Below are 24,828 nucleotides of genomic sequence, written 5' to 3' on the forward strand. Positions count from 1 at the left end.
TTATCCTTAAAACGCGAGTATGAATTAAAAACCGGGTAATACTTAATTCGAATTATCTAGTGCTCCTCTAACCATTTGTCTTATCTGGTTTTGAGGTATTGTTCTAATTTTCGGCATCAATTTCTGAAACTTTTTATTTTGCTCAGATGCGACAAAAAAATCATAACTGCATGCAGCAAAATTTGCATTTAATTGCTCAACGTTAATTTCGATTTTTTTTCTGCCGCCGATTAAAAGGCAATCCTTAGAAAGGGGTAGAAAAATTTTCTCAATTTTTTGGCCCGCAAACATCAACGGGATATATCCAGTCTTAGAGGAATAAGAAACAGATACACAATCAGGTAATATTAAGCCCTGTGAAAGACCTGAAATAGTTTGCCATCTTAATGATTTTAAAAAGTTTACTCGTTGCTTTGGAACTAGCGTTTTCCCAAGAGCAGTGGTGTGACCTTGGTATGCAGTTTCTTTAGATTTTTCTGTCAACTGTTGAAATACATTTTGAAAGAACACAGCGTTTTGATCAAAACTTGTCTTGAAGTTAAATTTGGAAAATTCAAATGCATAATTCAAAAAACTTTCTTTATTGATAAAGCCCTTTAGAGTCAGTAAAAATTTATTTTCCTCATAAAATTCAAGCAAGATCTTTTCCAATGCTCCTTTAGGAGCTTCTTCATTCAATCCAAGGAATTGTTTAGTTTGATCGAAATCCGATAAAACCATAGAACTCTTGTCCACCAATTGCTCAAATGCAGAAGTAAGAGTTTCACGCGTGTGTTTTTGTCTAAAAGCAAGATGTGTTACAACTTCTGCAGCATCATTTGGTGAAATATCTTCACCAGGTTTTCTTGTAAGAAGACTATTAATTTTTGATGCAAGTTCACTCTCGTATCTCGTTATTTTATCATCTAATGTTCCATCACTTATATTTCTTTCTGCTGGCCTAGAATAAAAAAACCTTTCCGCGGCGATCCCCTCAGTTGAAGTCGTAAAACACCCTCGTTCAAGTGAATAGACGACCACTTGAACCTTTTTCTTACGCGCATTCTCAATACCAAAATTTCTTAGAAGTGCTTGCGGTATATAGTGCTGTTTTTTACCTGCCATATAATCAAGCCCAATCGTCACAGTGGGGAGGATTTCGGTCTGTTTTGCCAATTTTCTTGTATATAACAGCGTTGTTGTTTTCTATATCCCAGTCCAATTCAACACGCTTTTCCATATTGGGAATGTCAAATATAATACCTCTTGGACGATATAATCCAAAGCTTGCCGGATCGTCTGGCCTTCCTAGTAGCAAATTAAATCCAACACCGGCGATCTTGAATTTACAACACAAAATTTCATTGGTCTCAGGATTGACCAATGTTTCAAGATAAAGCTCTGTTGAAAAAATTTGTGAGCCTAATTGCACAGGAAGATACAACCCCCAACCCTCTGGCCACTGTCCGCCAACAAGAATTTTTTTCCATTCTTTGGCAACAACACCATTCCCTATCTTCGGACCAGCGATAAGACCGCAAACGACTTTAAGCAACCACCGTTCAACCAATCTGCCATCGATAAGGGTGGCTGCTTGTACCGTGCTTGGTGATTTATCAATATTATCCAGCGTTGAAAAAAGCTTTCCGGCAACAGAATCCATTTCACTTAAAGATGAATTGTGTCTCTCGCAGAGTATTTTTGATTGAAGTGATGCTATTCCAATTTTTTGCAGGCTATTCTGCGGTTGCCATGGCAAACCACCGATTACCATTCCTTCATTTACATTTATATTCTGAAGCACCACATTAGAAATGTAATGTTCACGCGTAATCTTGCCACCGCACTCACCAAATCCATTTAAGAAACACTTGCTCATCGAAGTCTCACGAATTGCAAAATCATTTTAGTTCTGACTCTTGAAGTATGGATCCTATTTTCACAGCATAAAAACTTTTCTGATTGTTCAACAACCGTGCAATAAGGTCAAATAGAAGTTTGACACGGTATACGTGTTTAAAAGTGCGAGATAAGTGGAAACGCTGAGCAAGACCCAAACATTTCTGTATTCCCGTGTTCACGGGAATGACGACGGAGAAGATGTAAGAAGAGAAAATGGTGGGCGGTACAAGGTTCGAACTTGTGACCCCTACGATGTCAACGTAGTGCTCTACCACTGAGCTAACCGCCCCTCCCGGGCAAATGCCGGAATGTGAAAGCGATTTATACTGATTTCCCGCGCCAACGCAAGCCCAAAGATGAGCTTTTTTGCCCCGCCGCGGTCCCCTGCCCGATTTCTGCCTTTACTCTCGTTCATGCTGGAGTAACAATAAATCTGCCAGGATTGGCCATCACGACAGGGGACCCGTTATGAAACATGCTGCACGACTGTTTATCCTGATCATTGGCGTTGCCACGCTGGCCGGCTGTGCCGGCGGCTACAAAAGCGACGTCACCCGCTTTCACACCCTGCCGCGCCCCATGGGCGAGAGCATCGAGGTGATGGCGACCCAGGCCCAGCTTCAGGCGTCGCTGGAATTCGGCCAGTATGCGGAAATGATCGGCGCCCGGCTCGGCACCGTCGGCTACACCCCGCCGGTCCAGGGCCAGGCCAGCCCGCTGATCGCCTATATCAATTACGGCATGCAGCCGGTCGCGGGCGTGCAGGTTGAGCAGGGTTCCTCCGCCTCCATCGGCATGGGCACCGGCAGCCGCCACACCAGCTTCGGGCTCGGTTTCTCTTTCCCCATCGGCGAGAGCAAGCCGCGCCAGGATTATGTCTATATCCTGACCCTGGATATCGTGCGCCGGGCCGACAATGTGCGGCTCTATGAGGGCCGCAGCACCATCCGCGCCACCGGCAAGGCCATGAACGAGATGATGCCGCTGCTGGTCGATGCGCTGTTTGCCGACTTCCCGGGCCAGAGCGGCACCGCGACCCGGGTCAAGGTCGGCAACTAGACCATCGCTGTTCATAACAGGTTCAGGCGGGCCTCCGTATCCTGCGCTTCACCGTCAGTATAAGGAGTGACCGGATGTTTCCCAGGCCTGCCCGTTTTCTAGTCTTGCTGTTTCCCCTGTTGCTGGCCCTGTTGTTCTCTGGCTGCGCCAGCACGGTCAGCCCGCGGGTCAGCCGTTTTCACCAGCTGCCGCCGGCCGCGAACCAGACCATCACCGTCGAACCCCGCGATCCGGCGCTCGCCAACAGCCTGGAATTCAGCAATTATGCCGACATGATCGGCCAGAAGCTCACCGAAACCGGCTATCTGCCGCCCGCCACCAGCAAAAGCGACCTCAGGGCCTGGGTCCATTACAGCGTCCGGCACCTGAGCAAAATCGAGGAAGAGGTCAAGCCGGTCAGCGGCCATGTCACCGTCGGCGGCGGCAACCGCGGCACCTATACCGACGTGGGCATCAATGTGAACCTGGGCGACCGCAAGAGAACCGAGACCGACAGCGTGTTCAGCCTGCGCCTGGAGATCGAACGGACCAGCGACGGCCTGCGCCTCTATGAAGGCACCTCGAGCCTGCGCGCCAAAAACAAGACCCTGAACCAGGTCATGCCCTGGCTGGTCGACGCCCTGTTCACCGACTTCCCGGGCCAGAGCGGCAGCAGCGGCAAGGTCAGGGTGGAAAAGTAGCGCCCGCTAATTTTATTGACAAACGGCGGAAAAGCGGGGTATACAGCGCTCAAGGCGCAGGAGGCCTGCCGCTCACGCCCAAAGGGTATGGTGAACTCCTGATTATCCTGACAAGGTTCCATTTTACGGACCCTGCAGCAAAGTGAGCCCTGTAGATGAGTGTCCATAACGAAATGGAGACCATGATGAATATCCCTTCTACGGACGCCCTGAAAAAGCAGGCGTCCCGCCTTCGCGACCATCTGGCCGGAAAGAACATCGACATCAGCCATGCCGACGCGCTGGAGGCTGTGGCCAAGCAATATGGCTGCCGCAACTGGAATGTGCTCAACGCCATGGCCAAACGGGAAAAACCCAAAGACTGGCCGAAAATCGGCGACAAGGTCCAGGGCAACTATCTCGGCAATCCGTTCAGCGGCCAGATCATCAAGCAGAATATCTGCGAGCTGCCCAATGCCCGCACCTATGCCGTCCGCTTTGACGAGCCGGTGGATGTGGTCAAGTCGGAGCATTTCTCAAGCCTGCGCCAGCAGGTCAATATGACCCTGAACAAGGACGGCCACAGCATCGACCACAAGGGCCGGCCCGACCAGATCGCGGAAATTTTCGGCTAGAGCTTATGAGGGGAAGACCGGGCGACCGGCCTTCCCTGATTTTTTATGCCGGGACGGCGCCGAGGATGGTCATGTTCGGCGGCGCCGGGGTGGCGCTGTCGAGCCGGAAGCCGCTTTCTGCCAGCAGGCTTTCATATTCGCTGCGGGTGCGTTCCCGGCCGCCGGTCATGGCCATCATGTTATAGTCCAGCAGCCAGCCGGCATGGGGCGAGAGGTCATCGGGCAGCACCATCTCCATGATATACAGGGCGCTGTCCGGCTTCATCGCCGCACGGATATTTTTCAGGATGGCCACGGACTGGGCGTCGGTCCAGTCATGCAGGATGAACTTGAGGAAATAAAGATCGCCGTCCCCGGGCACCTCATCGAAAAAGTTGCCGCCCACCGCCTCAAGGCGCGGGGTGTCCGCAAGCGCCGCCCGGGCCCGGCCCGCCACATCGGGCAGGTCAAAGACAATGCCGCTGGCGTCGGGATAGCGGGGCAGGATTTTTGACAACAGCGTGCCCATGCTGCCGCCGATATCCACCGCCAGTTTGAAGGGCGGGAAATCAAAGGCGGCGATGGTCTCATCGATCGGCCCGGTAAAGTCGCTCATGGCCTGGGCAAACAAGGCGCCCCGGTCCGGGTTCTGGGTGTAAAACTCAAAGCACGGCATGTCGAAATGCGCTTCGAACCCGGTGGCGGGCGAGGACAATGCTGACCCGATCCGGCCGAACGCCTCATAATGTTCTCCGCCGAACACCGAGTCGATGAAGGCGCGCAGGCTGTGCGGGCTGTCAGAGCGCAGCACCGCACTCGCCGGGGTGGCGGCAAAGCTGCCGTCCGCCAACGCCCGGAAGATGCCGAATGCCGTCACGATCCGCATCAGCCGGAGCAGGCGGTCCGGCTGCAGGCCGGTCTGTTCCGCCAGCTCCTCTACCGTGATTCCGTCCTCTTCCACATGATCGGCGATCCTGAAATGAGCGACGGCCCAGACCGCGCGCGACATCCACAGCCCGGACGCCATCTGCAGGACCATATCAGCCGGATTCATTCCCTGTTCCATTGAAATTCCCCATCAAAATTATCGTTGCTGCGGGGCATATACCCTTGAGGAATTATACAGGCAATCCGGATTTTACGCCAGAGCGCCCAAACGGCTGAATTATGCGACAAGCTGATGTGCAAACTATTCCGGCACCGCCTCCAGGAGGCTGAAACTGGTCGGCGCCAGGACAGTGTCCCGCTTGAGACGGAACCCGCCCTGTTCGAGCAGGCTTTCATATTCGCCGCGGTTGCGTTCCCGCCCGCCGGTCAGCGCCATCATGTTAAAGTCGGCCATCCAGCCCGGATGGGGCGAGAAATCCTCCGGCACCAGGATCTCGATAATGCACACCGTGCCGCCGGGATTGATCGCCGTGTGGATGTTTTTCAGGATCTCGACACACTGGTCATCGTTCCAGTCGTGCAGGATCATTTTCAACAGATAGAGATCGCCGCCCGCCGGCACCGCCTCAAAGAAGTTGCCGCCAATGCCGCTGAGCCGCGCCGCGCCGCCCTCTGCCGCCCAGGCCGCCCCGGCCCGTTCCACCACGTCAGGCAGGTCAAACACAATGCCCCGGGCGTCCCGGTAACGGGCCAGGATCAGGTTCAGCAGCGTGCCCATGCTGCCGCCGATATCGATGGCGGTGTCGAATTTGGGGAAGTCATAGGCGGAGATCGAGGCGTCGATGGGAAAGGTAAAGTCGCTCATGGCCTGGGCGAACAGGGCGCCGGCCCCGGGATGGGCGGTATAATAGTCGAAGCTGAGCATGCCGTGCCGCGCCTCAAACGCCGTGGTTGGCTCCCGGAGCGCCGCATCGATCGAGCCCAGGGCTTCGTAATGTTCATTGCCGATGATGGACTCGATCCAGGCCCGGACCGACTTTTCACTGTCCGAGCGCAGCATCTGCGACACCGGGGTGGAGACGACCAGGTCTCCCGGCAGCACCCGGAACATGCCGAAAGTGACCAGCACATGCATCAGGCGCTTGAGCCGGTCCGGCAGGATGCCGGTCTTCTCTGCCAAGTCGTCAAGGCCGATGCCCTGGTCGGTGACATGGTCGGCGATTTTGAAGTGAGCTGTCGCCCACAGCGCCCGCGACGCCAGCAGGCCGGTGGCCATCTGCAGGATGGAGCCCAGCGGATTTGTCTCTTCTCCCATCGACACTCTCCCATATTTGTCAGTAACACATACTATGACACAAATATGAGGGGGCGACAATCAGGCCGTCTGTTCGCGGGTATTGAGGAAGCGGACCTCGGGGTAATCCTCCTTGGCCTTGTCGAGACGCCAGGAATTGCGGGCGAGGAACACCGGCGCGCCGTTATGGTCCTCGGCCATGTTGGCCCGGTTGTCGTCAATGAATTTCTTGAGCTTGTGCTTGTCGTCGCATTCGACCCACACTGCGGTATAGAGCGAAGTCGGTTCAAAGCGGCAGGGCACGTCATATTCGGTGCGGATGCGGTCGGCCATCACCTCAAACTGCAGCATGCCGACCACGCCCACATACCATTCGGAGCCGATCGTGGGCTTGAACACGCTGGCCGCGCCTTCTTCCGCCAGCTGCTGCAGCGCCTTGGCCAGATGCTTGGCCTTCATCGGGTCTTCCGGGCGCACAGTCTGGATGTGCTCAGGCGCGAAGCTCGGGATGCCGGTGAAGCTCAAAGTATCGCCGTCAGTCAGCCCGTCGCCGATGCGCAGGTTGCCGTGGTTGGGAATACCGATAATATCGCCGGGCCAGGCTTCCTCGGCCAGTTCCCGGTCCTGGGCCAGGAACAGCACCGGGTTGTGCAGGTTGATGATCTTGCCGGTACGGCTGTGTTTCAGCTTCATGCCGCGCTTGAACTTGCCGCTGACCATGCGGAAAAAGGCGATGCGGTCGCGGTGCTTGGGATCCATGTTGGCCTGGATCTTGAACACAAAGCCTGAGACTTTCGGATCAAGCGGGTCGATACCGCCCTTCTCCACCGTATTGTAAACACCGGGCTTCGGGGCGCGCTCGCCGATGCCCTCCAGCAATTCGCGCACGCCGAAATTATTGATGGCGGAGCCGAAATAGACCGGGGTCATGGTACCGTCGAGGTAGGCCTGCTGGTCGAAGGCCGGGCACAGTTCCCGCACCATCTCGATATCTTCGCGCAGCTTCTCCAGCTGATGCTCGGGGATATAGTCGGCCAGCTTGGGATCATCGACGCCTTCGCAGACCACGCCCTCGTCCGGCTTGTCGCCCTTGCTTTTCTCGATCAGGATCAGCTTGTCATTCAACAGGTCATAGCAGCCCTTGAAATCCCGGCCCATGCCGATCGGCCAGGTCACCGGGGTCACGTCCAGGGCCAGTTCCTGCTCGATCAGGTCAAGCAGCTCGAACGGGTCGAGGCTTTCCCGGTCCAGTTTGTTGATAAAGGTGGTCACCGGCATGTCGCGCAGGCGGCAGACCTCGAACAGCTTCCTGGTCTGGCCCTCGATGCCCTTGGCGCCGTCCAGCACCATGATGGCGCTGTCGACCGCGGTCAGCACCCGGTAGGTATCTTCGGAGAAGTCTTCATGGCCCGGGGTATCGAGCAGGTTGAACATGCGCCCGTCATACTCGAACGACATGACCGAGGAGGCCACCGAGATGCCGCGCTCCTGCTCCACCTTCATCCAGTCGGAGCGGGCGCGCCGGCGGTCTCCGCGCGCCTTCACCTCGCCCGCCATCTGGATCGCGCCGCCGAACAGCAGCAGCTTTTCCGTCAGGGTGGTCTTCCCCGCGTCAGGGTGGGAGATGATGGCGAAGGTGCGCCGCCGGTTTACTTCTTTCTCAAGGGTGCTCATTGGTCTCTGAATTCCGTCTTCATACGGGGCGGAATTTAGGCAGTTGCCCCGGAGAAGTACAGAAGAAAATACTTTTGCCCCGAAACATGCTATACTCCGGGCTTCAGTGATCGCGTGCAGAGAGTGAAATTCATATTTCCGGGGGCCGAAATGCCGTTTGATCAGATCCCAGACGATGTTGAACAACACCTTGATGAGCTGGCCGCAGATCTCGGCCAGCAGATTCCAGCCAAGAAGATGGAACAAAACCTGCTGATCGCCACCTGGAACATCCGCGCCTTCAGCTCGCTGACCCGCAAATGGTTCGCCGACGGCGATGACAGTCCGAAGCGCGATTTCTGGGGTCTCAGCATCATTACCGAAATTGTCTCCCGCTTTGATGTGGTAGCGATCCAGGAAATCAAGGGCGACCTGCGAGCGCTCCGGACCATGATGAAGGCGCTGGGTCCGGACTGGGGGTTCCTGATGACCGACATCACCCTCGGCGATGCCGGCAACAGCGAACGGCTGGGCTTTGTCTTTGACACCCGCCGGGTCACGCCCTCGGGCCTCGCCGCCGAGCTGGTGGTGCCGGAAGACTGGATGGAAGCGGAAGATATCGCTGCCGATGCCCTGACGCGCCAGTTCGCCCGCACCCCCTATGCAGTCAGCTTCCGCGCCGGCAGCGAGACCTTCATCCTGGTGACCCTGCATGTGGATTACGGCGATAATGCAGACGACCGGGTGCCGGAACTGAAGGGCATTGCCAAATGGATGAAGGACTGGGCCAACCGCACCAACCGCTGGCACCAGAACCTGATCGTGCTTGGCGATTTCAACATCGACCGGGCCGGCGACAAGCTGTGGCAGGCCTTTACCTCCACCGGGCTCAAGGTGCCCGACGAACTGATGCATGTGCCCAAATCCATCTTTGCCGATCCCAATGAGCCGCAGAACGAAAAATTCTATGACCAGGTGGCCTGGTTCACCACCGGCAACAAACAGAAGCTGCATATGAACTACAAGACCGGCGGCTATGTGGATTTCGTGCCGTTCAGCTACCAGGGCAAGGGCCTGGACCGGAACGCCATTTCCTTCCGGGTGTCGGACCACTATCCGCTGTGGACGGAGTTTGAACTCTGAAACCGGGCCCCGCTCGAAGTCGTCCTGCGCTTCCGCGCTAGTCTTCCCTTTTCCAGATCGGCGCGACCCGTTTCCTGTGCGGCTGGTAAGCGCCGTTCACCGTCCCGATTTCGCGGGCATCATTGTCCGCCCCCACGTCCCCCATTCGGTGCAGGAGATAACCGATACTGGCGATGGGCAGCCTGATCAGCATGAGAATAAAGGGAACACACAGCATCAGGACGACAAACAACAGGATAAACTGCACCGGTATCAGTTCCTTTTTTTCCAGCAAATAGGTGACCTCCAGGAAAAATATTCCCCCGAGCAAGACCCCGGTCATCAGCAGGGAAAGCAAGGTCCGGCCCAGGTACCGGAGCGAAATATCCTCCATTTTCCAGTGCAAGCCCAGTTCGCGCAGCGTCATCATAAAAATCATAACGCCGGGGATCAGCAGGATCGGCCCAATCGAGTCCGGCGGATTTCTCAGATATTCCATGATCGCATCTATGGACATCCTTATCCCCTCAAGATGCTCGGAGCAGGGTCTGCCTTGGCAGACCCTGCTCCGTCCCCTCCCCGGTTGTCAGATAGTTATTTGACAAACCGGTACACAAATCTGTCTGTTTTGCCGCGGATGCTTTCTTCCCACATGGGTTTGGTGCCGTCATCATCCGGGTTCCTGAGGATATCAGTTTCGCCGTCAAATGTAAAACCCGCGGCGGTAACTTCCTGCATGACGATCGCCGGGTCAATCCGGTGCAGGGTTTCTCCGCTGCTGGACGGAGTGCCCGCCGGGGCTGCATGATCAATTATTGCCAGTACGCCGCCCGGCTTCAGCGCCTTGTAAAATTTGCCAAGCAACATGCCGGTATCAATGGCCGGCCAGTCTTCGGTCGCATAGTAGAAATCATGAAAACTAAGGATCAGGAAAATGGCATCCAGACTGTCTTCCTTCAGGTCCAGGTCGGCCACTTCTGCATTGAGCGCCACCACATTGCTCATCCGTCCCGGTTCGGCCAGTTTCCTGGCCAGGGCATCCTTGGTATAGGCGATATAACCCTGGTTATTGTGGGCAATTACCTTGCCTTCCGGTCCGACCACACCGGACAGAATTTCCGTGTAATAGCCATCACCGGCAAACATATCGAGCACGGTCATGCCCGGCTTGATCCCGAAAAAGGAAATGATCTGTTCAGGCTTGCGGTTCACATCGCGCGCCCGGTCGCTCTCGCTGCGTTGCGGATTTTCAATGGCGCAGCTGACGACATCACATTTCAGGTCCGCCGCATATAGAAATGCCGGCAACAGCATAGCCATCACCGACAGGATTAGAACTCCAGATATCTTGTTGCCGGTCGTCACAGGCCTCTCCCCTTTTTGTCAGACATATAACTTTAACTATCCGGCAGGGAAAATCCACCAGTCAACCTCATGCGACGACTGAAAAGCGCCGCCTTCTAGTCCAGCTCAAACTGGGCCAGGGCGCTTTCCGCTTCCGCGCTGCCGTTGCGCACGGCTTCGCTCAGCCACCATTTAGCCAGACGGCGGTTTTGCTCCACGCCCTCGCCAAGGGCATACATCAGGCCGGTAACCAGCTGGGCGTCGCGCAGGCCGCTCTGGGCCAGGGGCAGGCATACCGCATGCGCCATTTCAAATTCTGAATTGATAAATGCCTCAAGACAACGCACTTCATCGGCAGGATTTGCAGTCCGGGCCATCTCCACCGGCGCAGTACTGCGCGTGGCGGCAGAAACAGTGGCTGACATAAAGAGACTGCAGGCCAGCACGGAGACAGACAAAAGAAACTTGTGAGACATTTTTATTCCCTATGAACTAATTATAATTTTAATCATTCTGTTAACGATTTAAACTACTGCAAATCCCGGGCCAGAATTTCATTTCATTTGTTTTTCAATATCTTAGCTGATTCCCTCATGAGAGTCCCAAACAAATCATGGTTAATATTATGAAAAATTTTACAGTCCGGTGACAAATCTGTTTCAAAATGGGACGGACTCCAAAAATCCAGTGTTTCTGCGGGGGACGGGCTTTTGTGATATAATGCCGCCGTCAGAAACGCCATTGTAGGTCCGGCGGCAATTGCAACGTTCCAGCAGCAGGTGCTCCGTCATGAAACTCTATTACAACCCCCTGTCCACCTACTCCCAGAAGGTGCTAATCGCCTTTTATGAGAAAGGCTTAACATTCGAACCATTCGTGATTGACCCGCGCGACAAGTCGGCCCGTCAGTCCTATCAGAAAATTTATCCGCTGGGAAAAATACCGTTGCTGATCACGGAACAGAACCGACCCGTTCCCGAGTCGAGCATCATCATCGAATTTCTGGACATGAATTATATGACCGGCGCCACGCTACTGCCCCGGGATGGGGAAATGTCCCGCCAGGCGCGGCTGAAGGACCGGATGTATGACCTTTACCTCAATAATCCGGTCGTGGAATTGTTGTTCGAGAGTCAAAAACCCAGGGACCGGCAGGACCCGTGCCGGATGATCAAGGCGCGCGAAACGCTGGACATCATGTATGAGCAACTGAACGAAAATCTGTGCGATCACAGCTGGGCCAACGGGGAGGAATTCAGTATTGCCGACTGTGCGGCGGCCCCGGCCCTGTTTTACGGCCAGCGGGTGCATCCCTTTTCAAAATATCCGGCGATCAAGGCCTATTTTTCGCGCCTGCTCGGCCGTCCCTCACTGCAGAAAGTGCTGGGCGAAGCCGAACCGCTGGTGAAAAGCTTCCTCAAATAAGGGAACCCGACAGGCCGGTCATTTCAGCCGCTCATAATAGATGACCCAGAGGTCTTTCCATTCGTTGCCGAGGTCTTCACTTTTCTGCCAGCGCCAGGTCAGGCTGTCCGGTTTGATGTCGGTGAACAGCATGCGCAGGATCACCCCCGGTTTCTTTACCGATTGTTTGGTCTGAAAGACAAATTCGTCCCCCAGGTCCAGGCCGTAAAAATCAAAAAATCCGCCCTGGTTATCCATCCAGGTCTGGCGCCATTGTTCGCCACGCTGGTCATAGATGGAGATGCTCATGCCCCTGAAGTGCTGCCCGGACGAGGACACACCGCCATCAAAATTCTCTTCGATGACACAATCGTCGTAGGACCTGGTGATCACATTGGTCCCCTCTCCGGCCTGATCGCCGGCCCCCCAGTGGACCCGCCAGGTGCCGACCCAGAAATCAAGACGGCGGTAGTCGTCGGAGGCGCAATAGGCGGCCGGTGCCTCCGCCCGGGCAAGTTGTGAAGCCAGTACTATAAAAACAGAAACCATAAATACAGACAGTGATCTGAAGTTCATCATCATCTCCCGTTTGTTAAGGCTTCCTCCGTAGAATGCTTATTTAAACAGATACTTATGGCAGTTACTTATAGCGCACCACCCGGACAAAGCTTGTCTTGCCGGGAATGATCATCCGGTAGGATCCGAACGCCCCTTTTTCAATCTCCACCGTGAAGTCCCCTTCGGGAAAGCGCACCCGCTGGTTATCCTTCTGCATCCAGACCTGGCCGTTTTCCAGGTAGACAGCAAACTGCTTGCGCGGCGACCAGACCACCTTGGTCACCTTCGAGCGAATGGAATCCAGTTCATCTGTTTCCTTTTTCTCCGCGCTTTTTTCCACCCGTTCGGCACCGAAACTGTCCTCTCGGGATTTGGCCGGAGACACCTGAGCAGACGGTTCTTCCGTTGGCACGGCGACACCGTCCCCGCCGGAAAAGCCGATCACATCATAGCAGGTCAGCCGGTCACGCTCGGCTTTGATCGTGCGGCATTTCTCGATTTTCTGTTTGAGTGTGAGTTCAGCAGCCTGCGCGGTAACTATTGATACACAGAATACAGACAAGACGGCGCCGGCCGCGATAAAAAGAGTTCTCATTGCTATCCCCTTGCATGGGGCTGCCCCCTCTGCGGGGATATTATCAGCCCTTGTTATGCGTAAGGATAAACTTTTTTAGCTTCGGTGCAATCTGGTTTTTCCACTTGCGGCCGTTGAAGATGCCGTAATGGCCGACACCCTTCTGCTCGTGATGCAGTTTCATTTCCTTGGGCAGGTTGGAGCAGATGTCATGGGCCGCCCTGGTCTGACCGATACCGGAAATATCGTCCAGTTCGCCCTCAACAGTCATCAGCGCGGTTTTGGTGATGGCTTCGCATTTCACCGGCCGGCCGCGGGACACCAGCTCCCCCTTCGGCAGGGAATGTCTCTTGAACACTTCGCGGATGGTCTGCAGGTAATATTCGGCCGGCAGGTCCATCACCGCCAGATATTCTTCATAGAACAGGCGGGTTTTTTCCGCGCTTTCCTCGTCCCCTTCCACCAGATGGTCAAACATCTTGCGATGGGCGCCGACATGGTCCTCCAGATTCATATTCATGAAGGCGGACAGCTGCAGGAAGCCGGGATAAACCTTGCGCATGACACCGACATTGGGCCAGGGCACCGTGTGGATGGCATGGCTTTCAAACCATTTCATGGAGCGCTTGTAGCTGAGTTCATTGACCACGGTCGGGCTCTTGCGGGTATCGATCGGCCCGCCCATCATGGTTATGGACGCCGGCACGCAGGGATTGTCTTCGGCGGACATGATCGCCGTCGCGGCCAGAACCGGAACTGACGGCTGGCACACCGCCAGAACATGAGTATTGGGGCCCAGGAATTCCAGGAACTCGATCAGATGGTCAATATAGTCATCCAGATCGAACGCCCCTTCATACAGGGCAATATTACGGGCATCCTGCCAGTCGGTGATATAAACATCATGGTCCGGCAGCATGGCCTCCACCGTGCCGCGCAACAGGGTGGCATAGTGGCCGGACAGCGGCGCCACGACCAACAGGCGCGGATCGTCCTTGTCATTTTCCATCGCCCGCTCAAAATGCTTCAGATGGCAGAAAGTCTTGCGCATCACGTCATGCTCGGTGACTTCGATATCGACTCCGTCAACCTCAGTCGTATCCAGGCCGAACTTGGGTTTGCCATAGCGGCGGGTCAAAAGCTCCATAACGTCGCAGGCGGCGCTGACCTGTTTCGCGCCGGGCATATGGGCGAAGGGATTATAGGGATTCTGCAGACTGCGCTGCGTCAGATCAATCATATATCTCGCAGGTGCGAAAGCAGTGTGCTGGAACTCATACAACTGGTACAGCATAATTTAACCTATACCCCTTTCCCTGTTTTAACTTTTTCGATGTCTGCCAGCAAAATATCTTCTGTTTCCGCTGGTTGGACAAATCCGGATTCTATATAATGGCAGCCTAGCATACATGTAAACATAGACCAAAGGTTATTTGCAGTGCAGCATTTTTTGTGCAAAACTCTGCCAAACCACCTATCAGAGGGTCTCATTAACAGGTTAACGGGAGTTTAAAATGGGCAGGATCATGCAACCTGATGTCCTGAAAGGAAAAAATGCCGTCATCACCGGGTCCACCAGCGGAATCGGCCTCGGCATGGCCCGCGCGCTGGCCGACTCAGGCGCCAATGTGATGATCAACGGCCTCGGCGATGCCGGTGAAATCGAGGCCACCCGGGCCGCCATCGAGAACGATTTCGGCATCACCGCCCTGTATGACGGCGCCAACATGCTGGACGGGGAAGAGATCACTGCCATGATCACGCGGGCGGAATCGGAACTGGGCAGTGTGGACATCCTGATCAACAATGCCGGTATCCAGTTTGTTTCCGCCATTGACGAATTTCCGGCCGACAAATGGGAAGCCATCATTTCCATTAACCTGGTGTCCAACTTTTATGCCATCAAGGCCGCCCTGCCCGGCATGAAAGAGCGCAACTGGGGCCGGATCATCAACCTGGCCAGCGCCCACGGCCTGGTCGCCTCCCCCTTCAAGAGCGCCTATGTGGCCGCCAAACACGGCGTTCTCGGCCTGACCAAATCAGTGGCGCTGGAGATTGCCGAAAGCCCGATCACCTGCAACGCCATCTGCCCGGGCTATGTGCGCACGCCGCTGGTGGACGGCCAGATCAAGGACCAGGCCAAAGTCCACAACATGAGCGAAGAGCAGGTCATTCGCGACATCATCCTTGCCGCCCAGCCCAGCAAACGCTTCGTCGAGGTGGAGGAACTGGGCCAGTTGGCGGTGTTCCTGTGCACCGAAGCGGCGCAAAGCTTTAACGGCGCCAGCCTGCCGATGGAAGGCGGCTGGACCGCCCGCTGACGACGGCGACAAAGTAAGCAGTTGCATCCGGTAAATCTTAGATGATATCCTTGAAGGACAATCGAAGTCCTTCAAGGGGTTACCATGAGCAAATTTCACAGAAACAAAAAGAAAGCTCCCAAAGGTAGCGAACAGAATACGATCTGGCTGCTGATTATTGCCGCCGCCGTGCTGGTGATCATCCTGGCCACCCTCTGAACAGGCCCGCCCTACATCAAACGAAAAATCTCTACACTCTTGCGGAACGGTGACTGGCCGGCCGCCAGCGCGATCCGGTCTTTGACTTTTTTCAGGCCTTCGCTGCCGTATTTCTCCCGCACCATATCCCGGAGCCAGCTCTGCGCCTGGGCCTGGCGACTGCGCTCCAGTTCACCGGTCTGCTGCAGCCAGTCCGCATGCCCGTCAACCGCCGCTACCAGATCCTTGATCCCCTCGCCGCTGCTGGCGCTCAGTTTCAGGACCGGCACCTGCCAGCCCTCCTGTCCGGCGTCCGAGAGGCCGAGCGCCCCGGCCACATCTGCCCTGGCCCGGTCGGCCCTGGCGCCCATATCCGCCTTGGTCACCACCATGATATGGGGCACTTCCATGATCCCGGCCTTCATGAATTGCAGGCTGTCGCCGGACCCGGGCTGGATGCAGAAGATCACCGTGTCCGCCACCGATGCGACATCGGTTTCCGACTGGCCGACACCGACCGTTTCCACCAGGACGATATCATAGACTGCCCGCATCAGGATCATGGCCGGCACCGTCAGGCCCGCGAGCCCGCCGAGCCGCTCCCGCGCCGCCATCGAACGCACGAATATTCCCTCATCCTCGGGATTAGTGGCGAACCGGGTCCGGTCGCCGAGCAAGGCGCCGCCGGTGCGACGACTGCTGGGATCGACGGCGATCACGCCGACAGTTTTGCCGGACTTGCGCCAGGTTGCAATCAGGGCATTGATCAAGGTCGATTTGCCGACCCCGGGCGGACCGGTCAGGCCCAGCACATGGCCGTGGGGATGTTGCCAGGCCTCGTCCAGCAGGTGGGTAACAGCGGAGTCTTCCGGGGAATGTTCGATAGCAGCCAGCGCCCGGGCCATGGCGGCCTTGCCGCCGGCCCTGAGGTCTGTGATGGTCTGGGGAAACGAGGCCGAGATGTTCATTTAACCCCCGATGTAGGATGATCAGGCTTGCTTGATTTCCCAATCATAGGTCAGTTTGGCGGCTTTGCCCAGTGTCAGTGAGGCGGAACAATATTTGGTCATGCTGAGTTCCACCGCCCGCTGCACCTGGGCTTCCTTCACGTCATTGCCGGTGACCACAAAATGCATATGGATGTCAGTATAGACCTTGGGCGGCTCCTCGGCCCGCATGCCGGACACCTGACAAACGCAATCTGTGATGTCCTGCCGCGCTTTCTTGAGGATCAACACCACATCGATGCTGGCGCAGCCGCCAGCTCCCATCAGCAGCAAGTCCATGGGGCTGTGGCCAAGACCGGTGCCACCGTTGGCGGCACCTGCATCCATGGTCACCGTATTGCCGGAGGCGGCCTCGCCGATAAAAGTCAGTTTACCGGCCCAGGTGACCGCCACTTCTTTCTTCATGGGGCTCAGGCCTTATCTTTAAGTGACGCCTGGGCGGCAGCCAGACGGGCAATCGGCACGCGGTAGGGCGAACAGGACACATAGTCGAGGCCGACCCGGTGGCAGAATTCCACCGACGCCGGGTCACCGCCATGCTCACCGCAAATGCCGAGCTTGATGTTGGCCCGGGTGGCGCGGCCGCGTTCGGCGGCGGTTTTCACCAGTTCGCCGACGCCATCCTGGTCGATGGTCACAAACGGATCCTGCTCGAAGATCCCGGCCCGGATATAGTCATCCAGGAAATGGGCGCTGTCGTCGCGGCTGATGCCGTAGGTGGTCTGGGTCAGGTCGTTGGTGCCGAAGCTGAAGAATTCGGCTTCGTGGGCGATTTCTCCGGCTTGCAGGGCGGCGCGCGGCAGCTCGATCATGGTGCCGACCATATAGTCCAGTTTCGCACCGGACGCGGCGATGATCTCGTCGGCTACGGCGGACACCTTGGCTTTAAGGATTTCCAGTTCCTTGCGGCTGCCAACCAGCGGGATCATGATTTCCGGCACCACCGGTTCACCGGTTTCCTTGGCCACCTGCAGGGCGGCTTCGATGATGGCGCGGGCCTGCATCTCGTAGATTTCAGGATAGGAAATGCCAAGACGACAGCCGCGATGACCGAGCATCGGGTTGAATTCATGCAGTTCCTCGGCCCGGATTTTCAGGTCGGCGACGGAGACGCCGGTGACGGCGGCCACATCGGCGAAATCATCTTCTTCCTGGGGCAGGAATTCATGCAGCGGCGGGTCCAGCAGACGCACGGTGACCGGCAGGCCCTGCATGATGGTGAACAGTTCAACAAAGTCGTTTTTCTGGTACGGCAGGATCTTTTCCAGCGCGGCGCGGCGACCGGCTTCATTTTCGGCCAGGATCATCTGGCGCACGGAAATGATACGGTCGGCATCAAAGAACATATGCTCGGTGCGGCACAGGCCGATGCCTTCGGCGCCAAACTCGCGGGCGGTCTTGGCATCGAGCGGGGTTTCCGCGTTGGTGCGCACTTTCAGGCGGCGGTTGGCGTCGGCCCATTCCATCAGGGTGGCGAAATCGCCGCTGAGCTCCGGCTGCACCGTATCGACGGCGCCGAACATCACTTCGCCGGTGCTGCCGTCGATGGTGATGGTTTCGTGGTTCTTGACTTCGCGGCCGGCGACGCGGATCACGCCTTCAGCCTGGTTGATGTGCAGATGACCGGCGCCGGACACGCAGGGGCGGCCCATGCCGCGGGCCACCACGGCCGCGTGGGAGGTCATGCCGCCGCGGGAAGTGAGGATGCCTTTCGCGGCGTGCATGCCGTGAATATCTTCCGGGCTGGTTTCCACACGAACAAGTATAACGTCCTTGCCGTCTTTGGCCAGCTCTTCGGCCTCGTCGGCGGTAAAGACCACGATACCGCAGGCGGCGCCCGGGGACGCCGGCAGGCCGGTGGTCAGAACGTCACGCTCGGCATTGGGGTCCAGGGTCGGGTGCAGCAGCTGGTCAAGGGCGGCGGGATCGACACGCAGGACCGCTTCCTGCTCGCTGATCACGCCGTCACGGGCCATATCGACGGCGATTTTCAGCGCCGCCTTGGCGGTGCGCTTGCCGGAACGGGTCTGCAGGATCCACAGCTTGCCTTTCTGGACAGTAAATTCGATGTCCTGCATGTCGCGGTAATGGGCTTCCAGCTTCCGGAACACTTCGGCCAGTTCCTTGTAGACGCCGTTCATGCTTTCTTCCATGGACGGCTTGTCGGACCCGGCGGCTTCGCGCGCGGCCTTGGTCAGGTTCTGCGGCGTACGGATCCCGGCCACCACATCCTCGCCCTGGGCGTTGATCAGATATTCGCCGTAGAAGGCATTTTCGCCAGTGGACGGGTCGCGGGTGAAGGCCACGCCGGTGGCGGAGGTTTCGCCCATGTTACCGAACACCATGGACTGCACGTTGACGGCGGTGCCCCAGTCTTCCGGGATGTTATGCAGGCGGCGGTAGGTCTTGGCGCGTTCGATCTGCCAGGAGCCGAACACGGCGTTGATGGCGCCCCAGAGCTGTTCCTTCACATCCTGCGGGAACGGCTTGCCGAGCTCGTCCTCGGCTTTTTTCTTGAAGGCTTCCGCCAGCTGTTTCCAGTCTTCCGCATCCAGTTCGGTATCCAGGATATAGCCGTTTTCTTCCTTGTGGATTTCGAGCAGTTCCTCGAACAGGTAATGATCGACGCCGAGCACCACATCGGAATACATCTGGATGAAGCGGCGGTAGCTGTCATAGGCGAAGCGCTCATCGCCGGCCTGTTTCGCGAGCCCCTTCACGGTGGTGTCGTTGAGGCCGAGGTTGAGGACCGTATCCATCATGCCGGGCATGGAAACCCGGGCGCCGGAACGGACAGACACCAGCAGCGGGTTTTCCGCATCGCCGAATTTGGCGCCGACAGTGTCTTCAACGGATTTCAGGGCCTCTTCCACCTGGCCGTCCAGATCAGACGGGTAGGTGCGGTCATTCTCGTAAAATGCGGTACATACCTCGGTGGTAATGGTAAAGCCCGGTGGCACCGGCAATCCCAGATTTGACATTTCCGCAAGGTTGGCGCCCTTCCCTCCGAGGAGGTTTTTCATAGAGGCTTCACCTTCCGCTTTTCCGTCACCGAATGTATAGACCCATTTTGTCATGATACTTAACCTTCAATGTTTGAAAAATCCGCCACCAGATTCATGGTTTTGCGAATCTGCGACAAAATCCTTAAGCGATTCTGCCGCTCTCCCGAATTTTCACTGTTCACGGTCACTCTGTCAAAGAAATCATCAATGGGTTGGCGCAATGTGGCTAGCTGCGCCATGGCTTCTTCGAACTGTTCCGCGTCAACAGCGGCTTTAACAGCCCCGGACACCTCTCCAAGGCTGTTGAATAGTGTAGTTTCCTCCGCCTGGGTACCCGCAGTGGGCTCCCCGTCGTAGGAGGTATCGTCTTTTTTCTCTTCAATTTTTACAATATTGACCGCCCGCTTGTAACCGGCGAGCAGGTTCGTGCCATCCTCGGTGTCGAGGAAGTTCTTCAGCGCTTCGACCCGGGCCAGCAGCCGGACCAGGTCATCTTCCCCGCCAAGCGAGAAGACAGCTTCGATCATGTCGTGGCGTACGCCTTGTTCTCTCTGCTGGACTTTCAAACGGTCTGCATAGAAATCCAGAAGTTCATAGGTCTCAGTATAATGGCCTTTGGAAAAACCATTCATTGCTTTTGTGAATTTGGCAATTGGCGTCCCGCGTAATTTTGCCACATCCTTGGCAACAAGGTCCCGCGCAACATCTGTCAGATCTGCAAGCGACAGCCTCAATCCATTTTCAAGAATCAGGCGAATACATCCCAGGGCCGCACGTCGCAAGGCATAGGGATCCTTGGAGCCGGTGGGTTTTTCCCCGATGTAAAAGAAGGCCGCCAGCGTATCAACCTTTTCAGCCAGCGCCACGGCAATACTGACCGGAGCGGACGGGCATTTGTCACTCGGCCCCTTCGGGGAATAATGTTCAGCAATGGCCTGGGCCACTTCTGCGGCCTCGCCCTCAGCCTCGGCATAATATTTACCCATCAGGCCCTGCAGGTCGGCAAATTCGCCGACCATGCCGCTGACCAAGTCAGCTTTACACAGTTGGGCCGCCCGTTTGGCCTTGTCCACATCGGCGCCGATCAGTTCAGCGATATGGGCAGACAATTCTACCAACCGCCCCACTCGCTCGCCAACCTTGCTGATTTCGGCATGGAACACGATATCCTGCAACTTCGGCAGATTGTCCTCCAGCTTGCCTTTCAGGTCCTGGTCCCAGAAGAATTTGGTATCGGCCAGCCGGGCGCGCAGCACCCGCTGATTGCCGTCGATGATCTTGGCGCCGTGATCGTCGGTCTTCATGTTGGAGACAAAGACGAACTTGTTGGCCAGCTTGCCGGTGCTGTCCACAAGCGAGAAATATTTCTGGTGGCTGCGCATGGCGCTGGTCAGCGCCTCCTGCGGCACATCGAGGAATTCCTCATCAAACTCACCCAGCAGGATGACCGGATATTCGGCAAGGCCGGCGATTTCGTCGAGCAGCGCCGGATCATCCAGCAGCTCCAGCCCGGCGCTTTCCGCCAGGGCCTTGGCTTCAAACAGGATTCTTTCCTTGCGCACGGCGGTGTCCAGCACCACATAGGCCTTGCCCAGCCTGGCCTGATAATCGGCAAAGGAGGAAACTTCAAAGCTGTCCGGCGCCAGGAAACGATGGCCGCGGGTGGTGTTGCCACTCACGAGTCCGTCGCCCAGGTCAAAACCGACCACATCCCCGTCCAGCAGGCACAGCACGCTGTGTAGCGGCCGCACCCAGCGGAGTGATCCCGCGCCCCAGCGCTGGGATTTGGGCCAGGGGAAGGTACGGATAATTTCCGGCAGGAACTCGGCCAGCACCTCGCTCGCCGGGCGGCCTTTCTTTTCGATCACCGCATAAAGGAAGGTGCCTTTTTTCTCTTCACGGATTTCCACCTGGTCGCGGCTGACGCCCGCGCCCTTGAGGAAGCCGTCGATGGCCTTTTCCGGCGCATCGGCGCGGGGGCCGCGGCGTTCTTCGGACACATCCGGCTGTTCGCTGGCCAGTCCCTCGATATGCAGGGCCAGGCGGCGCACCGTCACATAGGCGGTCGCTTTGTCGTAAGTGAGGCTCGCCTCATCCAGCTTGGCGGTGACCAGACGCTTGAGGTCGTCAGCCGCCTTCTGCTGCATGCGGGCGGGAATTTCTTCGGAGAACAGTTCAAGCAGCAATTCAGCCATTACGCGTCTCCCTCGCCCAGCGACTTGAGGTAGGCCTCACAGCAGCTTTTCGCCAGGGCGCGGACCCGGCCGATATAGGCCTGGCGTTCGGTAACGCTGATCACGCCCCGCGCATCCAGCAGGTTGAAGACATGGCTCGCCTTGATGCACTGGTCATAGGCCGGCAGCGGATAATATTTGCCGTCTTCCACGCCCTGTTGCAGGATCGAGGCGCATTCCTTCTCGGCATCCTCGAAATGGCGGAACAGCATCTCGGTATCGGCCAGCTCGAAGTTATAGGCGGAAAATTCCTTTTCGTTCTGCAGGAATACATCACCGTATTTGACGCCTTCCCCGTTCCAGTCGAGGTCGTAAACATTATCGACGCCCTGGATATACATGGCCAGGCGCTCGAGGCCGTAGGTGAGCTCACCCATCACCGGTTTGCAGTCAAACCCGCCGACCTGCTGGAAATAGGTGAACTGGCTCACTTCCATGCCGTCGCACCAGACTTCCCATCCCAGCCCCCAGGCGCCCAGCGTCGGGCTTTCCCAGTCGTCCTCTACAAAGCGGATGTCATGCTCCATGGCATCAATGCCAAGCACTTTCAGGCTGTCGAGGTAAAGCTGCTGGATATTTTCCGGAGACGGTTTCAGCACCACCTGGAACTGGTAATAATGCTGCAGACGGTTGGGGTTTTCCCCATACCGGCCATCGGTCGGACGGCGGCAGGGTTGCACGTAGGCGGCCTTCCACGGCTTGGAGCCGAGCGAGCGCAAAGTGGTGGCGGACTGGAAGGTGCCGGCCCCCATCTCCAGATCATAAGGCTGCAATACCACGCAGCCCTGATCAGCCCAGTATTTCTGGAGCTTCAGGATAAGAAATTGAAAGGCGGTTTCCTTGCGGTCCGCAGCATCTCCCGTTGAGGAATTCATTAACCGTCTTGTTCCTTGAGTTTACGCATTTGCGAAATTACCCGCGGAAACTACCGAGCCGCCCGCCACTCGTCAAGAAATGAATCGGCATTTAACAGTTAACCATCTCCCATGAATTAGGAAAATCCTAAAGACCGAAACGGCCCCAGTGGGCGCGCTCGTCCAGCACCGCCATAATTTCCCGGGAAATCGCGCGCTTGCGTCCGCCCAGGCCAAGCAGGCTCTTGATAAAGCTTTTCTCGCCCTCGATGCGGTTGAATTTGGTCTTTTCACCAAATTTTTCCTTCATGACGCTTTGCAGATCGCCGACCCCGTCGATGAGTCCCATCTTTTCGGCCTCGGTCCCGGTCCAGAATTTGCCCGAGAACATGACCTTCTGGGTGCCTTTCAGCTTGTCGCCTCGGCGTTCCTTGACCATATCCTTGAAAAAGCCGTGGATATCTTTCTGGATTTCCTTGAGAAACTTGACGTCTTCTTCCTTCTCCGGCTGGAACGGATCGAGGATGGATTTATTTTCCCCGGCGGTATAGACGCGACGGTCGACACCCACCTTCTCGATCGCCTTGTCAAAACCGAAACCGGCGGAAATGACGCCGATGCTGCCGATAATGGACGCGGCACTGGCGTAGATTTCATCCGCGGCCAGGGACAGCATATAGCCACCGGACGCGGCCACATCCTCGGCAAAGGCGTAAACCGGGATTTCCTTTTCCTCGGACAGCTTGCGGATCCGGCGCATGATCAGTTCGCTCTGCACCGGAGAGCCGCCCGGGCTGTTGATGGCCAGCGCCACCGCCTTCACGCCAAAAACATCAAAGGCTGCCTCAATGCGTTTTTCCACCCCGGCCAGGTTGAGCGCCTCGCTGAATTTGCCGGAGGTGCCAATCACGCCTTCAAGCGGCAGGATAGCGACGACCGGTTTTGTATCACCGAGAAGTGGCAGGGGAAGTTTGGCGAGCAGCGTCCTGATTTTTTTGAGCATTCTAAATCCGTTTTATTTTTCTGTTTTTGTTACACATCCACATGGCGATCGGACATCTTAGCCGATATCCAGCTTTTGTCCATGTCGCTGGATCGCCTCGGCCCGGTCGGTATATCCGCCATCGGATGTATGAACGACCAGTCCGCGTTTCAAGACAAGCGGCGTCCGGCTGCCCTTTCTTGCCCGCACGATCACCCGTCCGGCATTACCCCCCTCCCTGGACCAGATGGGATAGACGATGATTTCGCCGGCCCGCCCCTGCAGCGCGGACAATATTTCCGCCAGCCGCTCCGCTTTCTGGACCAATGACAGATATCCTTTCGGCTTTACCATTTTAAGACAATGTTCAATCCACTCGCTCAGGGTCAGATGGCTGTCCGCATGAGCCAGGGCCCGGTTTTCCTGGGGGGAGACGGAATGGGTGTCCTTTTCATAATAGGGCGGATTGGTCACCACATGGTCGTAGCTGTTCTTTGTGCATTCCGCCGGCGGTGCGGCAAGATCACCTTCAAAATAACTGATCCGGTCTTCAAAACCGTTCAGTTCCGCATTGGCCCGGGCGAATTCCACATGCAGCGGCTGCAGCTCCAGGCCGTGCAGCACCAGATCCCGGGAGGCCTCCCCCAGACGCCCGGCAAGACAGGTGAGAATGCCGCCGGTGCCGGCGCCCACATCAAGGAGCCGGTCCCCCGGCCGGGGGTCCAGGGTCGCCGCCAGATGCACCGTATCCATGGAGACGCGGTAGCCCTTGCGCGGCTGATGCAGCCGGACCAGTCCGCCGAGGAAATCATCTGTGCTATAGTCGGTCTGAAAAAGCTCTGTCATGAGCTGTCTTTAGCGAATTTCATCGCTAAAATCCACATCATCCGCAAGACCGGCCTGTCGAATCAGAAATTTAGCCCGCGCGGTTGATTCCGGCGCCACCATTACCCGACGGGCGATTCCCCCTATACCGCCCCCAAACAGACTGGCTAGCCCATCGAGTACACAAAACTCGATCCCTTCGCTGTCAAACAGCGCGGAAACTCTGGTAATAAGCACCACATTATCCGATGAAAAAAGTTCTCTCACGTGATTTTGACCTCGAATTAAGCCCGAATTCGCCCGATCTTCCTTGACCTTACCATAGGGCAATGACTATTTTGCCCCGGTAGACAAAACACCGGTCCAAAAAGAT

General features: G+C 56.6%; 25 protein-coding genes and 1 tRNA gene. 6 read left to right on the plus strand and 20 right to left on the minus strand.

What is annotated here, in order from left to right:
* Positions 1-42: 42 nt before the first annotated feature.
* The 3 genes from FIV46_RS15135 to FIV46_RS15145 form a co-directional block, all read right to left on the minus strand.
* Positions 43-1,155, minus strand: coding sequence for a DUF4238 domain-containing protein (locus tag FIV46_RS15135; RefSeq protein ID WP_181163261.1), 1,113 nt, complete (start codon positions 1,153-1,155; stop codon positions 43-45).
* The gene (locus FIV46_RS15140) at positions 1,109-1,858 is read right to left on the minus strand and encodes a hypothetical protein (RefSeq protein ID WP_139941769.1); all 750 of its coding nucleotides are present in this window, start codon (positions 1,856-1,858) and stop codon (positions 1,109-1,111) included. Before FIV46_RS15140 ends, FIV46_RS15135 begins: the two co-directional genes overlap by 47 nt.
* Before the next feature lie 237 nt (positions 1,859-2,095).
* A tRNA-Val gene (locus FIV46_RS15145) sits at positions 2,096-2,170 on the minus strand.
* A gap of 179 nt (positions 2,171-2,349) precedes the next feature.
* On the opposite strand from FIV46_RS15145, the gene FIV46_RS15150 reads away from it, so the two are divergent.
* The 3 genes from FIV46_RS15150 to FIV46_RS15160 all read left to right on the plus strand — a co-directional run bounded on the left by FIV46_RS15150 (position 2,350) and on the right by FIV46_RS15160 (position 4,234).
* Positions 2,350-2,940, plus strand: coding sequence for a DUF4136 domain-containing protein (locus FIV46_RS15150; RefSeq protein ID WP_139941770.1), 591 nt, complete (start codon positions 2,350-2,352; stop codon positions 2,938-2,940).
* A 74-nt stretch (positions 2,941-3,014) separates the two neighbouring features.
* Complete coding sequence (locus tag FIV46_RS15155; RefSeq protein WP_139941771.1) at positions 3,015-3,620, plus strand: DUF4136 domain-containing protein; 606 nt, start codon at positions 3,015-3,017, stop codon at positions 3,618-3,620.
* A gap of 155 nt (positions 3,621-3,775) precedes the next feature.
* Complete coding sequence (locus FIV46_RS15160; RefSeq protein ID WP_139941772.1) at positions 3,776-4,234, plus strand: glyoxalase superfamily protein; 459 nt, start codon at positions 3,776-3,778, stop codon at positions 4,232-4,234.
* Positions 4,235-4,277: 43 nt separating this feature from the next.
* Here FIV46_RS15160 and FIV46_RS15165 read toward each other — a convergent pair whose 3' ends face one another.
* The 3 genes from FIV46_RS15165 to FIV46_RS15175 form a co-directional block, all read right to left on the minus strand.
* Positions 4,278-5,279: a methyltransferase gene (locus FIV46_RS15165; protein ID WP_139941773.1), complete on the minus strand. Its 1,002-nt coding sequence runs from the start codon at positions 5,277-5,279 to the stop codon at positions 4,278-4,280.
* Positions 5,280-5,402: 123 nt separating this feature from the next.
* On the minus strand, positions 5,403-6,416 hold the full coding sequence (locus FIV46_RS15170; protein ID WP_139941774.1) for a methyltransferase: 1,014 nt from the start codon (positions 6,414-6,416) through the stop codon (positions 5,403-5,405).
* A 60-nt stretch (positions 6,417-6,476) separates the two neighbouring features.
* Positions 6,477-8,069, minus strand: a complete 1,593-nt coding sequence (locus FIV46_RS15175; protein WP_139941775.1) for a peptide chain release factor 3 — start codon at positions 8,067-8,069, stop codon at positions 6,477-6,479.
* Between the two features lie 150 nt (positions 8,070-8,219).
* On the opposite strand from FIV46_RS15175, the gene FIV46_RS15180 reads away from it, so the two are divergent.
* Positions 8,220-9,191: an endonuclease/exonuclease/phosphatase family protein gene (locus tag FIV46_RS15180; protein WP_139941776.1), complete on the plus strand. Its 972-nt coding sequence runs from the start codon at positions 8,220-8,222 to the stop codon at positions 9,189-9,191.
* 37 nt (positions 9,192-9,228) lie between these two features.
* Here FIV46_RS15180 and FIV46_RS15185 read toward each other — a convergent pair whose 3' ends face one another.
* From FIV46_RS15185 to FIV46_RS15195, 3 genes are all read right to left on the minus strand, one after another.
* Entirely contained in the window at positions 9,229-9,687 is a 459-nt protein-coding gene (locus FIV46_RS15185; RefSeq protein ID WP_139941777.1) for a hypothetical protein, read from the minus strand.
* A gap of 77 nt (positions 9,688-9,764) precedes the next feature.
* On the minus strand, positions 9,765-10,535 hold the full coding sequence (locus tag FIV46_RS15190) for a class I SAM-dependent methyltransferase (RefSeq protein ID WP_139941778.1): 771 nt from the start codon (positions 10,533-10,535) through the stop codon (positions 9,765-9,767).
* A gap of 95 nt (positions 10,536-10,630) precedes the next feature.
* Entirely contained in the window at positions 10,631-10,990 is a 360-nt protein-coding gene (locus FIV46_RS15195; RefSeq protein WP_139941779.1) for an SEL1-like repeat protein, read from the minus strand.
* Positions 10,991-11,303: 313 nt separating this feature from the next.
* Between FIV46_RS15195 and FIV46_RS15200 the strand changes: the two genes are divergently transcribed.
* Positions 11,304-11,939: a glutathione S-transferase family protein gene (locus FIV46_RS15200; protein WP_139941780.1), complete on the plus strand. Its 636-nt coding sequence runs from the start codon at positions 11,304-11,306 to the stop codon at positions 11,937-11,939.
* Positions 11,940-11,957: 18 nt separating this feature from the next.
* On the opposite strand, the gene FIV46_RS15205 is transcribed toward FIV46_RS15200, so the two are convergent.
* From FIV46_RS15205 to FIV46_RS15215, 3 genes are all read right to left on the minus strand, one after another.
* Positions 11,958-12,494 carry a hypothetical protein gene (locus FIV46_RS15205; protein ID WP_139941781.1) on the minus strand — a complete coding sequence of 179 codons (537 nt, stop codon included), beginning with the start codon at positions 12,492-12,494 and terminating at the stop codon, positions 11,958-11,960.
* A gap of 64 nt (positions 12,495-12,558) precedes the next feature.
* Entirely contained in the window at positions 12,559-13,071 is a 513-nt protein-coding gene (locus FIV46_RS15210; protein ID WP_139941782.1) for a hypothetical protein, read from the minus strand.
* Between the two features lie 43 nt (positions 13,072-13,114).
* The gene (locus FIV46_RS15215) at positions 13,115-14,344 is read right to left on the minus strand and encodes a polyhydroxyalkanoate depolymerase (RefSeq protein WP_139941783.1); all 1,230 of its coding nucleotides are present in this window, start codon (positions 14,342-14,344) and stop codon (positions 13,115-13,117) included.
* A gap of 220 nt (positions 14,345-14,564) precedes the next feature.
* Between FIV46_RS15215 and FIV46_RS15220 the strand changes: the two genes are divergently transcribed.
* The gene (locus FIV46_RS15220; RefSeq protein WP_246056969.1) at positions 14,565-15,371 is read left to right on the plus strand and encodes a 3-hydroxybutyrate dehydrogenase; all 807 of its coding nucleotides are present in this window, start codon (positions 14,565-14,567) and stop codon (positions 15,369-15,371) included.
* Positions 15,372-15,580: 209 nt separating this feature from the next.
* On the opposite strand, the gene meaB is transcribed toward FIV46_RS15220, so the two are convergent.
* The 8 genes from meaB to FIV46_RS15260 all read right to left on the minus strand — a co-directional run bounded on the left by meaB (position 15,581) and on the right by FIV46_RS15260 (position 24,785).
* On the minus strand, positions 15,581-16,516 hold the full coding sequence (meaB, locus tag FIV46_RS15225) for a methylmalonyl Co-A mutase-associated GTPase MeaB (protein ID WP_139941784.1): 936 nt from the start codon (positions 16,514-16,516) through the stop codon (positions 15,581-15,583).
* Positions 16,517-16,537: 21 nt separating this feature from the next.
* Complete coding sequence (locus FIV46_RS15230) at positions 16,538-16,960, minus strand: OsmC family protein (RefSeq protein ID WP_139941785.1); 423 nt, start codon at positions 16,958-16,960, stop codon at positions 16,538-16,540.
* A 5-nt stretch (positions 16,961-16,965) separates the two neighbouring features.
* A complete protein-coding gene (gene ppdK, locus FIV46_RS15235; protein WP_139941786.1) occupies positions 16,966-19,632 on the minus strand; it encodes a pyruvate, phosphate dikinase in 2,667 nt (888 codons plus the stop codon).
* Between the two features lie 5 nt (positions 19,633-19,637).
* Positions 19,638-21,755, minus strand: a complete 2,118-nt coding sequence (gene glyS / locus FIV46_RS15240) for a glycine--tRNA ligase subunit beta (protein ID WP_139941787.1) — start codon at positions 21,753-21,755, stop codon at positions 19,638-19,640.
* Entirely contained in the window at positions 21,755-22,669 is a 915-nt protein-coding gene (locus tag FIV46_RS15245) for a glycine--tRNA ligase subunit alpha (RefSeq protein WP_139941788.1), read from the minus strand. Before FIV46_RS15245 ends, glyS begins: the two co-directional genes overlap by 1 nt.
* Positions 22,670-22,796: 127 nt before the next feature.
* Positions 22,797-23,651 (minus strand): S49 family peptidase, encoded by an 855-nt coding sequence (locus FIV46_RS15250; protein WP_139941789.1) that lies wholly within the window; start codon positions 23,649-23,651, stop codon positions 22,797-22,799.
* A 57-nt stretch (positions 23,652-23,708) separates the two neighbouring features.
* Entirely contained in the window at positions 23,709-24,476 is a 768-nt protein-coding gene (locus FIV46_RS15255; protein WP_139941790.1) for a tRNA1(Val) (adenine(37)-N6)-methyltransferase, read from the minus strand.
* Positions 24,477-24,485: 9 nt separating this feature from the next.
* Positions 24,486-24,785: a putative signal transducing protein gene (locus tag FIV46_RS15260; protein ID WP_139941791.1), complete on the minus strand. Its 300-nt coding sequence runs from the start codon at positions 24,783-24,785 to the stop codon at positions 24,486-24,488.
* Positions 24,786-24,828: the final 43 nt, after the last annotated feature.

Origin of the sequence: Emcibacter nanhaiensis, assembly GCF_006385175.1 — a bacterium.
Lineage (GTDB): Bacteria > Pseudomonadota > Alphaproteobacteria > Sphingomonadales > Emcibacteraceae > Emcibacter > Emcibacter nanhaiensis.